The 12,288-nt window shown below is 67.4% G+C and carries 10 protein-coding genes; 3 read left to right on the top strand and 7 right to left on the bottom strand.

Going from position 1 to position 12,288, the window contains the following annotated elements; all coding sequences use genetic code 11:
* Positions 1 to 55: 55 nt before the first annotated feature.
* Positions 56 to 754 (top strand): PIN domain-containing protein, encoded by a 699-nt coding sequence (locus ASD14_RS12400; RefSeq protein ID WP_056134195.1) that lies wholly within the window; start codon positions 56 to 58, stop codon positions 752 to 754.
* A 145-nt stretch (positions 755 to 899) separates the two neighbouring features.
* Here ASD14_RS12400 and ASD14_RS12395 read toward each other — a convergent pair whose 3' ends face one another.
* From ASD14_RS12395 to ASD14_RS12380, 4 genes are all read right to left on the bottom strand, one after another.
* Complete coding sequence (locus tag ASD14_RS12395; protein WP_056134192.1) at positions 900 to 1,526, bottom strand: hydrolase; 627 nt, start codon at positions 1,524 to 1,526, stop codon at positions 900 to 902.
* Positions 1,527 to 1,709: 183 nt separating this feature from the next.
* Positions 1,710 to 1,895 carry a hypothetical protein gene (locus tag ASD14_RS12390; protein WP_056134189.1) on the bottom strand — a complete coding sequence of 62 codons (186 nt, stop codon included), beginning with the start codon at positions 1,893 to 1,895 and terminating at the stop codon, positions 1,710 to 1,712.
* A gap of 191 nt (positions 1,896 to 2,086) precedes the next feature.
* A complete protein-coding gene (locus tag ASD14_RS12385) occupies positions 2,087 to 2,653 on the bottom strand; it encodes a hypothetical protein (RefSeq protein WP_056134186.1) in 567 nt (188 codons plus the stop codon).
* 144 nt (positions 2,654 to 2,797) lie between these two features.
* Complete coding sequence (locus ASD14_RS12380) at positions 2,798 to 4,225, bottom strand: VCBS repeat-containing protein (protein WP_056134183.1); 1,428 nt, start codon at positions 4,223 to 4,225, stop codon at positions 2,798 to 2,800.
* A gap of 178 nt (positions 4,226 to 4,403) precedes the next feature.
* On the opposite strand from ASD14_RS12380, the gene ASD14_RS12375 reads away from it, so the two are divergent.
* Positions 4,404 to 5,087 carry a DUF4304 domain-containing protein gene (locus ASD14_RS12375; RefSeq protein WP_235565403.1) on the top strand — a complete coding sequence of 228 codons (684 nt, stop codon included), beginning with the start codon at positions 4,404 to 4,406 and terminating at the stop codon, positions 5,085 to 5,087.
* A 79-nt stretch (positions 5,088 to 5,166) separates the two neighbouring features.
* Here ASD14_RS12375 and ASD14_RS12370 read toward each other — a convergent pair whose 3' ends face one another.
* The 3 genes from ASD14_RS12370 to ASD14_RS12360 form a co-directional block, all read right to left on the bottom strand.
* Positions 5,167 to 6,210 carry a hypothetical protein gene (locus ASD14_RS12370; RefSeq protein WP_056134177.1) on the bottom strand — a complete coding sequence of 348 codons (1,044 nt, stop codon included), beginning with the start codon at positions 6,208 to 6,210 and terminating at the stop codon, positions 5,167 to 5,169.
* A 505-nt stretch (positions 6,211 to 6,715) separates the two neighbouring features.
* Entirely contained in the window at positions 6,716 to 7,984 is a 1,269-nt protein-coding gene (locus tag ASD14_RS12365; RefSeq protein ID WP_200947065.1) for an EAL domain-containing response regulator, read from the bottom strand.
* Positions 7,959 to 11,009, bottom strand: coding sequence for an ATP-binding protein (locus ASD14_RS12360; protein ID WP_235565402.1), 3,051 nt, complete (start codon positions 11,007 to 11,009; stop codon positions 7,959 to 7,961). Before ASD14_RS12360 ends, ASD14_RS12365 begins: the two co-directional genes overlap by 26 nt.
* Before the next feature lie 376 nt (positions 11,010 to 11,385).
* Here ASD14_RS12360 and ASD14_RS12355 point away from each other — a divergent pair, with 376 nt between their 5' ends.
* On the top strand, positions 11,386 to 12,264 hold the full coding sequence (locus tag ASD14_RS12355) for a universal stress protein (RefSeq protein ID WP_056134171.1): 879 nt from the start codon (positions 11,386 to 11,388) through the stop codon (positions 12,262 to 12,264).
* Positions 12,265 to 12,288 lie beyond the last annotated feature (24 nt).

Genomic DNA, 12,288 nt, shown 5'->3' with positions numbered 1-12,288 from the left:
AGACCGCGGACCGTGTTGGGTCCTACACTCGCGTGCATCACACCGGAGCCTGGCCATGACGAAGCCGTTTTTCCTGATCGATTTCGAGAACGTCCAGCCGAAGGCACTCGACCGGCTCAAGCCCGGTGAGGCGCGCATCAAGGTGTTCCTCGGCGAACAGCAGTCAAAGCTGATGCTGGATGTCGTGCAGGCGCTGCAGCCTTTCGGTCCCGACGCGGAGTACATACAGATCACGGGCAGCGGACCGGATGCTGTCGACTTCCACATCGCGTACTTCATCGGCCGGCTCGCGGCGGCTGAAGCGGATGCTGCGTTCAACATCATCTCGAAAGACAAGGGCTTCGATCCGCTCGTTCGCTACCTCAACGATCACGGCATCGCCTGTCAGCGATATCCCGAGATTCCCGGTGCTTCGCCGGCAGCAGCAAAGACCGTTGCCTCGAAGAAGGTCGCAAACGCGGTAGCTAAGTCGCCAGGCAAGAAGGCAGCGAAGGTGACGGTCACCGTGCTTCCGCAAACTAGTGGCATTGCGCCCGCTGCGAAGGGAACCACGACCCGCGCACGAGTGCCCGAGGTCATCAAGCTGCTGAAGAAATCCACCAAGCCCGCAAAGCTGTCGAGCCTTAAGTCGTCGATCAAGTCATGGTTCAAGCCGCCGCTCGATGACAAGGCGGTGGACGCCATTGTGCAGAGCCTGCAGAGCAGCAAGAAGATCACGGTCGCTGGTACGAAAGTCGATTATCAGCTCGGCTGACGGCGCGCGTATCGTTGACCAGAAAAAGAACGGCCGGGTCTTCCCCGGCCGTTTCCCTGTGCAATTGCCGCCTGAACATCAGGCATGACGCCATGTAGTTCGCCAGCAGTCAGCGGCACGTCCCCTGGTCACGAACACGCACGCTTCATCCCGCATGCCGCCCGCGTCGCGCCGCGAAATATCCCCGCATCGCAGTGCGCAGCCGATCGGCGCCGGGGCGGCCCCAGTCGCGTTGCAGTTCGCACGCCAGCGCGAGCACGGTGATCGGCGTCGCGCCGGCCTGGATCATGCGTTGCACCGCGGCCTCGTGCGCGGTCGTGCTGACGCCACCGATGGCGTCGACGACGAAGTAGACCTCATACCCTTCTCGCAGCGCGTCCAGCGTGGGGAAGGCGACGCATACCTCGGTCCACAGGCCTGCGATGATCAGCTTGCGACGCCCGGTTGCGGTGACCGCAGCGCGGAACTCGGGGTCTTCCCACGAATTCATGGTGGTGCGATCGATTTCTTCGACGCCCGGCAGTGCGGCGCGCAGCTCGGGGTTGCTCGCGCCCATGCCATGGCGCACGTACACCGTGGACAGCACCACCGGCAGCGCGAAGGCGGTGGCCACTTCGCCCAGCAGCGTGACGTTGGCGACGAGCTCGTCGTGCGGCATCGACGTGACGCCGGCGTACTGCTCGGGCTGGTAATCGATCAGGGCGAGGACGGCGTTCTGTGGCGTGACCAGCGCATCGGTGCTGGGATCGCGGATCGCGGTGACATCGGACATGGCGGCATTCCTTCGGGCGGTGGTCTGGAACAGGGGTCAGAGTACATTTTCTGAGGTTTTGCTCTCTGACCCTGCATCTCCCTCCCTTCCAAAAAAAGAAAACGGCCGGATTCTTCCGGCCGTTTTCATGTCGCGTGTAGCCGCCTGAGCATCAGGCACTACAGCAATGCAGTTCGCCACAACTCAACGGCATCGTCCCCGATAGTCGCCATGGCCGAGGTGCGCACTGATGGCCTCGCGCGGCAGTTCCAGCGTCTTCTTGCCCTTGTGGCAGACCAGGTCCTTGCCGGGCGGGCCTACCAGTGCCACGGGCAACAGCTCGCACCCGGACAGTGGCAGGACGAGCAGAAGGGCGAGCAGGCGTTTCATTCGGGATGTGTCTCGTGACGGGATGAGGCGCACAGGGTAGTGGTGCGCATTGCGGTGGAGCCGTGATGCGTGTCGTGCTCCAGACAAGCGCCAGCCGTTGGCGTTCGCGTATCCCTACTTCGCGCACGCCACCAGCGCCGCCAATGCTGTGTCGCAAGCGCGATCAGGTGGACGGGCTATGACGCGCGAACTTACCGACGCCGCCAACCATCGCCCGCATCCTCCGCTTGCCCCGGTCGATCCGCGTACGTGATGGTGCCTTCGTGGTAGACCTCGATCAGCCACGGCGCGTCGTCCGCATACACCCACATGTCGGAAGCCTGGCGCATCAGCGTCAGCGCATGCGTGGACGCATCGGCGACGGACAAGGCGACGCGCGGCATGTCCCCGCGCGCCCAGTCGACGATCACCGTGGCCGTCGGTGCGAGCCCCAGCGCGTGCAGGGCCACGTCGAACAGTTCCTTCAGTTCTTCATCGCTGGCGCCGCGCGCGCTGACGGCATGCGGTACCCGGTCCCAGCGCACGCTCGCGAAGCCGATCGGGTACTGCGCCAGCGGGCCGCGACGCGTGTCGCCATCCCACAGCACTTCATGCCGTACGCCTGCCTGCCGCAGGGCTGCACCCAGGTGCTGTTCGAAGCGCGCGACCTTCTCTGCGTGCTGCTGCCGCGCCATGCGCCCGGCCTGGTCCGCGCGCAGGCGATCGCGCTTGGCGAGCAACTCCTGGCGACGCTGGGCGGATTCTTCGTCGATGGTCATTGCGGGCGTGAAACAGGAGTCAGAGTGGCTTTCGGGTTTCGACGCAGCTCATGGCGGAGTTGAAGCACAGCAGCAGGGCCGCTCCGCACAACCATTCCATTGACATGGGTGATGAGTTTGCTCAGGAAATCCACGAAGCCGGATCTATGGTGACTCCCACACGAGCCCCGACTCGTCGGGCAACGGAGGGGTCCAGTGCGTGCAGTCCGTACCGTCAAAGAACAGGATTCCGCCGCTGGCCACGGCAAGGTCATTACAGCCGTCGCCGTTCAGGTCGCCCACCGCGAATGCCCCGTCGTGGTAGCTGACCTTGTAGGGCCAGACGGGAAAGAACATCGGAGACGTCAGTTCTCCTGCCCGCTGCAGGTAAACGGCAATGACGTCCTCGTCGATGAGTCCGCCGGTGGGTCGGATCTGCTTGTTGATGACGTCCGCGTGCCGATCACCGTCCAGGTCCACGGCCAGGGATTGCGTGTTGTCCGTGCGATACGACGGAAGTACGTAAGGCGCGGCGAACTGGTTGCTGAGCATGCGTTCGCGGATGACGCCCAGCGAGGCGATGGAGTCGGTGATGCCGTCGCCGCTCACGTCCGCGAAGGTGACGTGATCCCCGACGTCCCCATAGCCCGGGTGCAGATACGTCGGGGCGTTGAGGGCACTGTCGCCCTGCAGGGCGACCATGACCTTGCCTTCCGTATCGGTCCTGACCGGGCCGCCGTTCTGCCCGAGGAGTTCGAATCCCAACACCAGGTCCGTACGGCCGTCATCGTTGAGGTCGACCGCCTCGAGTTCGGTAAGCGAATACGGTTGGCCGAGCTGGAATTGTTGGGACGTGGGAAAGGAGCCGCGCCCGTCCCCGAAGTAAATCGTGTAGCGGGGACAGGTGAACTGGTACGGTCCGCACTCGGGTCCGAACGAATAGTCGCTGACGTTCTCGGACCCCACGATGTCAAGAAACGAATCCTGATTTGCGTCCAGCACCACCCAGTTTTGCGGAGTACTGCGGGATTCGTCAGTGAAGGGCGGATGCGCCAGGCGGCCGCTCAGTCCGCCTTTGCCATTCGACAGCAGCGTATACACGGCGCCTTGGGCACCGGAGTCCGAGATTGCGGATGCTGCGACATCGAGCACGTTGTCGCGATTGAAATCCGCGAGCACAAGCTGCTTGTCGTGCAGGTAAACAGCTTGCGGCGAGTAGACGAAGATGGCCGGGGGCGCCAACGTGCCGTCGGCTCGCTGAACGAATACTTCGATCTGGTGCTCGAATACCGGCGCGGCGACCAGGTCGGCACGCCCATCGCCGGTCACGTCGCCAATCGCGATCGTCTCGTATTCGACAGTGCCGCCGCCTCCATCGGTGCGCGTATAGGCGCGCACCGGCTTCAGGCTGAAGCCCGCCGGCACCGCAGTCGCGACGTCACGCAGTGCTTGCGCGATTGGAGTGTCCTCGCTCCCGCGCGCAATCAGCAATGACTCTTCTGCTGTGGAGTCGTACTCGGCCTGGGCTAGCGCATTCTGCTCGCCAGGAAGTTCTCTCTGGGCGCAGCCGCCCATTGCCAGCACCAATGCCATGAGTGCCGCATGCCGTGCGATGCGCGACTCGCGCGTTCCCGTTCTCACGATGGTTTCCCCTGTATTCGCATCGCTCGGTCAAGTCTACGGCAGGGCAACCTACCGACCCAAAGGACCCGGCGCGTTTCCGACGGGGTCAGGTTCGCTTGCCGGACGCGACAAATGACCCTGCCGCGTTTTGTACGCGGCAGCCAATGCTGGAATACTCGCGCCCTTTCTGCGGAGCACCACGATGCTGAAAGACGACGTCCGCAATGCCGTGTTCGAGGCGATTGCCACTCCGCTCAAGGCGGCCGGCTTCAAGGGCTCACGGCGTGAGATGTCGTTCCGTCGGGTGGTGCCGGGTGGAGTGCATACGCTCGGGATGCCGCTGGCCGACTACCGGCCCACCTACGTCTTCAATCTGCTCGTCACGGTACGCGTCGACGCGATCGAGGCAATCACGCTGCCTTTCAGTCGGATCGTCACGAAGTACTGGGAGCGTTCGAGCACATTGATCATCGGCCCCGAGTTCTTCGATGCGCCGCGCGAGCACAGGATCCGGAACGAAGCAGAACTGCTGATCGCCGTCGCCGAAAGTGCTGCGCTGTTCGAGGGGCGGATGTTGCCGTGGCTCGACGCGTCCACCGACCTGGCCAGCATCGAGCGACAGCTCAACGCGCCGGTCCGGCACCCCGGGCAGTACACCGATCTCGATAGCTACGCCTTTGCCGGCCTCGCCGCTGCCTCGCTGTGCGGCCGGCAGGACCTGGACGCGCTCGCGGCGCGCTACCTGGCGGAAATGAAGGCGCGCAACTTCACGGACACGATCGAACGGTTCCAGGCGTTCGTCCAGCAGATGGGACTCGCGCTGCCGGATTGAGTGACGAACGGGAAAGGGCGCCGGCCCGATGCAATGGCTCGTCGCACCGATGCTGCCTCGACGCGCTCGGTGGATGCGCCTACGGCGCCGGCGTCACTGCGGCCACCACGCTGCCTTCGTAGGTGCCATAGGCGAATCGCGTCGCGTCCGGCGACCAGGCGATCGGCGAGGTAACCGCGAGGCCCGTGCGCGCGTCGAAGCTGCGGCGCAACGCGCCATCGGACACGCGCCAGAAGCGGATCATCCCGCGCTGCTGCCAGCCGCTGCTGGTTTCGATCGGGAGGTAGCCGGTCGTCACCAGTCGCGCGCCATCGGGTGAGAAGCGCAGGGCGACCACGCCTTCGTTGCTGGCCGCGTTGCGGAAGCGCATGACGGCGACGCCGTCGCTGATGCGCCAGAGCGTGGTTTCGTTCGGCGTGCTCGCCCAGGCGGCCAGGCGTGTGCTGTCCGGCGTGAATGCCATCGGCGCGAAGCCCTGCGTCGTGCCGCCGGTGAAGATGCGCACCACCGCGCCGCTGCTGCGCGACTGCACGGTGATGCTGCCCTGGCTCGCGGCGGCCTGGTAGGTGCCGTTCGGCGAGAAGTTGAAGGTGGTGCTGACGCGGTCGTAGCCGCTGCCCACCGTGCGCACGAGGGTGAAATTCGCGATGCGCCAGCGCGACAGCGTGCCGTCGCCGCCGACCGAAGCCAGCAATTGCGCATCGGGTGCGAAACGGACGATGCCGTTGGCTTCGATCGTGGCGTTGAGCGTTCCGAGGAAAACGCCATCGCTCGCGCGCAACACGCGGTAGTTGAAGCCGCCGTTGCGGTTGTGCACGGCCAGGAAGACGCCGTCGTTCGAATACACGGTCTGGTCGGCGCCGCCGGAGCGATGCGGCTGCAGCACCGAATACACCAGCGCCCCGCTGCTCGCGCGGCGGGTGCGCACCCAGCGATCGGTCGATCCCACCGCGATGCGCGCCACCGTGCCCGGCGCCCAACCCACGCCCTGCACGCTGTTGGCCAGGCTGCTCGGCGTCGGCGCTTCCCAGACGATTTGCGGCGCGCCCTGCGCGAACACCGCAGTACTGGCCAGCGCCAGGCTGCACAGCAGCGCCAGCAGGCCGTTTCGATTGCGTTTCATGGCGCACCTCCGCATGGCGAACGCGGGTGCGAAAACGGGCCGGCGCCCGCGTGCAGGAACACCATAGTCCTGCGATGCCGACCGGCGGCTTTACCTGTCGCGACCGTTGGTCGGGAGCGTGGTATTCCGGACGGAAATGCCTGTTTATCCGGTCTCAGCCGATCCTCCGCGAGGCCCGGCAACTCAACCTTGGGGCGGGTGCGTGCGATGCGATCCGCAGCGTGTGGAACAAGGGTCAGGTTCGGTTATTTCGATTGGCAAATCGCATGCCGGAGCGACGTCTACACGGAAGCACTTGATCCGGCGTGCCGTCGACGCGCATCAACGCGCGCGCATAAATGCCGTCAGCGACGCGAAGTGTTCCGGGCTGCTTCTGCGTATCGGATTCCGCGTTCCGGTATCCGTCCCTGTCCAGCAGGACCAGCCAAAAACCGTCGGGAAGCAGCGCCAGCGCCGACGTTCAAGCAGGCGGTGGGCTCATTACGATGACGCCCGCACGTCGCCCCTATTCCCACTGCCGTATCCACTCCGGCACCGCTTCCGCCTCCATCGGCCTGGCGATGAAGAAGCCCTGTGCCAGGTCGCATCCGCAGTCGCGCAGCAGGTTCCAGTCCTCCTGTGTTTCCGCGCCCTCGGCGACCGAGGTGATGTTGAGCTTGCGCGACATGTCGAGACTGGATTCGAGGACCAGCCGGCTCGCCTGCTGCCGGGTGGCGTGGGCGACGAACGACTGGTCGATCTTGAGTTCGGTGAAGGGCACGCGGGTGAGTTGCTGCATCGACGAGTAGCCGGTGCCGTAGTCGTCGATCGACAGGCCGAAGCCTTTCATGCGCAGGCGGGCGAGGTTTTCCAGCACCGCGCCGACGTTGCTCATCGCGACCGACTCGGTGATCTCCAGCACCATGTGGCGCGGATCGAGTCCCTGCTGCACCACCTGCCAGGTCACCGCGTCGGCGATCGCGGGGTCGCCGAGCTGCGCGACCGACAGGTTCACCGACACGTCGAGGTCGAAGCCCGCCTCGCGCCAGCGCCGGCACTGCGCGGCGGCCTGCGCGAGCATGCTCCAGGTCAGTTCGCCGATCTGGTCGTGCTGCTCCAGCAACTGGATGAAGGCGTACGGCAGCACCACGCCGCGGCGCGGATGGCGCCAGCGGGCGAGCGCTTCGACGCCGCGCACGCGACCGGTGCGCAGCTCGATCTTGGGCTGGTAGAACGGCACGAATTCATCGTTGGCAATGCCGGCAAGGACTTCGTCCAGCGCGAACGGCGACGCCGGCGCGCGCTGCTTTTCCGGGTTCGCGCGCATCTGCCAGTGCGTGGCGATCAGTTCGGCGAAGCGCTCTGGCGACGCGGGTTTCTCGATCGTGCCCAGCAGGCGGATGCCGTAGGCGGCGCTCATGGTTTCGATCGAGTCGAGCAGCGCGCGGTCGAGGCTGCTGCTGACGATGAGCGAGGCGGCGACCTTGGCCTCGCCGAGCCGGCGGATGAAGGCCATGCCGTCCATGCCCGGCATGTCGATGTCGGTGACGATGATGTCGAAGGGCTGTTCGAGCTCGCGGGTGATCTCCAGCGCGGCGGCGCCGTCCTCGGCTTCGTGCACGGAGCGTGCGCCCAGGTCCTCGAGCATCGCGACCATCATGCTGCGCTGGAACTCGTGGTCCTCGGCGACCAGGATCGTCAGCCCGGCGGCGACGTCGCCGGCCTCGGCGACGAGGTCGTCGCGGGCGTCGCCTTCGAGGCCGGGCAGCTCACTGTTGTTCGACGACATAGGCATCCAGGCGCTCCAGTTCGTGATGCAGCCGCGCGCGACAACCGGCGACGGCGGCGCCGTCGCCGCTGCGGCCGGCGTGTTCGATCAGGTTGCATACCGCGGCGAGCGCGTGCGCACCGATCAGCGCGCAGGCGCCCTTGATCCGGTGCGCCGCGTGCGCGATGGCGGGAAAGTCGAGGTGGTCCAGCGCGGCGAGCAGGGCTTGCACGTCGCCCTGGTTGACGCGGTGGAAGTGCTGCAACACGCGACGCACGGCCGCGGGTTCGCCCTTGGTCAGGACATGCAAGGCAGCGGGGTCGACCGGCGTGTCGGCGGCGCCGGCGGTGTTCGTCGCCTCCGCGATGACGGGTTCCGTCGCCGCCTGCGCGCGCGGCAGCGGCAGCCAGCGCTGCATCGTTTTCGATAGCGCCTCCAGGCCGGTCGGCTTGGCGAGGTAGTCGTCCATGCCCGCTTCCAGGCAGCTCTCGACGACACCGCGCAACGCATTCGCGCTGCAGGCGACCACCGGCGTGCGCGGGAGGCCGCGCTCGGCTTCGCTGGCGCGGATGCGGCGGCTCAGCTCGTAGCCGTTGAGCCGCGGCATGTTGCAGTCGGTGAGCACGAGCGCGTAGCGGCCGGACGCCCACATCTCCAGCGCCTGCTGGCCGTCGTCGGCGGTTTCCGCCGCGTAGCCGAGGGTGGCGAGCTGGCTGCGCATCACCATGCGATTGATCGGATGGTCGTCCACCACCAGCACCAGGGTGCCCTCGGCCTGCGCCTGCGCGATGTCGGGCGCGCCGCGGCCCGTGCCCGCCAACGGCAGCGCTTCGCGTCCGGCGGCGAGCGCCAGCGGCTCCTCGCCGGTGATCGTCACCGGCAGCTCGAGGATCATCCGCGTGCCCTGGCCCGGCTCGCTTTCCATGCGCAGCGCGCCGCCCATCAGCCCGGCGAGGCGATGCGAGATCGCCAGGCCCAGGCCGGTGCCGCCGAAGCGCGAGGCGATGTTCGCCTCGGCCTGCTCGAACGGCTGGAACAGCCGTTGCTGCGCTTCGGGCGAGATGCCGATGCCGGTGTCCGCCACCACGAAGCGCAGCCGTTGCTGCATGCCGGCGTGCGCCACGCATTCGGCAGTGACCTCGACGCGGCCGCTCGGCGTGAACTTGATTGCGTTGCTGACGAAGTTGCCGAGGATCTGCCGCAGTCGCTCGGGGTCCACCAGCACCGACGGGTTGATGCTTGGGTCGCAATGCTGTTCCAGGGCGAGACCGAGGCTGCTGGCGGTGCTGGAGTAGACCCGGCACACGCTGGCGAGCACCGCCTCGATCGAAGTCGGCTCGGGCGTGACGTCGAGCTTGCCGGCTTCGATCTTCGAGAAGTCGAGGATGTCGTCGATGATCCGCTGCAGGGAGCGCCCGGATTCGCGCACCACCTGCACTGCGCTGCGCAGCTCGGCCTCCAGCGGCGCGAGGCTGATCAGCTCGAGCATGCCGAGGATGCCGTTCATGGGCGTGCGGATCTCGTGGCTCATCGTGGCCAGGAACGCGCTCTTGGCGCGGTTGGCGGCGTCGGCGGCCTCCTTGGCCTGGCGCAGGCCGGCCTCGAGCGTCTTGCGTTCGGTGATGTCCTGCAACGTGCCGCGCAGCCAGGTCACCCGTCCGCTGTCGTCGCACTGCGGCACGGCGATGATGTGGAAGTCGGCGATGCGTCCGCTCGGCAGGTGCGCGCGGATTTCGAACTGCTGCGGCTGTGCGGTCTCGATCGCGCGCGTGAAGGTGGCATCGATCGTGGCCGCCTCGGCTTCGCCGAACAGCGCGCGGCCTTCCTCGAACCCCGGCGCACCCAGCGCGATATCGCGCTCGAGCAGCGCGAACATCTGCGGCGACCAGGTCACCGCGCCCGTCGCCACCTCGCAGGTCCAGTCGCCCAGCCGCGCCAGGCTCTGTGCCTGGCCGAGCCGGTGCGTGGCGTCGATCAGCGCCTGCTCGGCTTCCTTGATGTCGCTGATGTCGGCCCAGTAGCCGTTCCACAGCACGCTGCCATCGGGCAGCGCGCACGGGATCGCCGACGAGCGGATCCAGCGCACCTGGCCATCGGGCTTGCGGATGCGGAAATCGACTTCGAGATCGCTGAGTTCGCGCGCGGACTGGTCGATGGCCGCCTGGAAGCGCTCGCGATCCGCTTCGAGCACGACCTCGCGCGCCTTGCCGGCATCGCGCAACACTTCCTCGCGCACGATGCCGCGCACGGCCTCGGCGTTGCGGCTGAGATAGACGTAGCGGCCGACGCCGCGGGGGTCGAGGCGGTAGCGGTAGACCGCGCCGGGCAGGGTCTCCACGATGCCGCTCAGCAGGCGCTCGGCGTGCTGGCGCGCGCGCAATTGCGCCCGCAGCGCCCACAGCGCGGGCACCAGCAGCGCCAGCAGCGCGATGCCGGATACCAGCAGGATTTCGCGCAGGTCGGTGCGGCGTGCCTGCTCCAATGCTTGGCGTTGCGCGAGCAGGCGCTTCTGCTCGTCGCGCAGCTCGTGGGTGAGCTCGCGGATCTGCTGGCTGGCGCCTTCTGCAAGGCCGGCGCGGAACGCCGCGGCCGCTTCCGGCGAAGCGTGCCGGCGCAGGCCGCGCGCCGCCGCCTCCATCAGTGCGGCGCGACGCTTGACCAGTTCCGGCAGCGCGGCCGCGCGCCGCATCTGCGCCGGATCGTTGGCGACCAGCGCGGCGATGCGCGTCGCCGAGGTGCGCACGTACGCCAGCGCTGCATCGCGCGCGTGCAGGTAGGACGCATCGCCGGTGAGCAGGTAACCGCGCTGGCTGGCTTCGGCGAACGCCAGCCGTTCGCTGAAGTCGGCGATCGAGACCAGCACTTCGCGGGTATGGTTGACCGCCGCCTCGGACGCCGCGGCTTCGCGCGAGCTGCTGTACAGCGCCCAACCGAGCAGGGCGATGGCGACCACCGCCACGCCATAGCCAGCCAGCACCCACTGGCGCACCTGCGTCGCGCGCTGGCCTTCGCTGCTCACGCGTACCCGCGTGGACGGTGACGTGGATCCCACGGAAATGGCATGCCTCCTCGCGAGGCCGGAACGCATGCGAGCCCCGGCCAACCCCTGTCCCTTTGGCCCGAGTATTGGCAGCTAACGTGGACGATGGGTGAAATGCGCGCGGGCACGAATGAACGAGTCAGGCGGGCGCTGCGCCGCAGCATCGGAATGCCAGATTCGGCAAAAAAGACGCCGGCAGCGATGAAGCTCGCGCATGAGTGATCGCGCCGTGCGGCTTTGCGTCTGCGAGGGACACACCACGTCGTGCACCGCAGCGGGCCACCGCCGTATGGTTGAGTTCGGCGGCGTGGAACCCAATGGTTAACGGCTGCGGTGGCGCTGCGCTCCTGCGCCATCTCCACCAGTTCATCCATTACGGGAGGCGGACATGGCGCCGATGGGCGTTCCGGTGACGCGACCCAGCAGGATCCTGCTGGCCACTGACCTGACGAGCCGATGCGATCGCGCGCTCGACCGGGCCATCCAACTCGCACGGGAATGGGACGCGCAGCTGCATGTGCTGCACGCGATCGAAGCGCAGCCGCCGGCCGCGCCGCTGGGCATGGATCCGGACACCTACGCGCGGTCGCATCCCGATCCGGAACCCGCGGCCCGCCGGGCGCTGATGCGGCTGGCCGGCGACGCGCCCGCCTGCGTCCACGTCGAGACCGCGGCGGCGGCCGAGGCGATCCTCGCCGTCGTGGCGCGCGAAGCCTGCGACCTGGTCGTGCTGGGCGAATCGCGCGACCAGCTCGTGGGGCCGGTGGAAAGCACGCTGGAGGAGGTCGTGCGCAAGGCTCCTGTCTCGACCCTCGCGGTGCGATCGCGGCCACGGGGCGAATACCGCCGCCTCGTCGTGGGCACGGACTTCACCGACGAGGCCTGGCAGGCGCTCGCCTGGTCGGCGTCATGCTTCCCCGGTGCCCTCATCCAGCTGGTGCACGCGTCGTGGATGCCCTATGCGGGCTGGCTCGAGCGCACGACCGCCGTCGCGGACGACGCCGCGCAGAAGCGGGCGCGACTGCGCGCGCAGCTCGACGAGAGCGGACTCGCAGGGCGCGCGCCCCCGATCCAGGTCCGCGTGGAAGCGGGCCAGCCCGCTTCGGTGCTGCGCCGTTGCGCGGAGGACATCGACGCGGACCTGCTCGTGCTCGGCGCCCACGAGCGGGGCATGCTGTTCGACGCGGTCGTCGGCAGTACGCGCTCGATCCTGCGCGGCATGCCGGGCGATGTCCTCGTCATGCGCGCCGTGCGGAACCGCGCGTAGCCATCCATTCGCAACCTCGTCGTT

The sequence above is a fragment of the Lysobacter sp. Root494 genome, from assembly GCF_001427225.1.
Classification (GTDB): domain Bacteria; phylum Pseudomonadota; class Gammaproteobacteria; order Xanthomonadales; family Xanthomonadaceae; genus Agrilutibacter.
The sequence above is the reverse complement of the archived record's forward strand: the minus strand, read 5'-3'. Positions and strand labels throughout refer to the sequence as shown.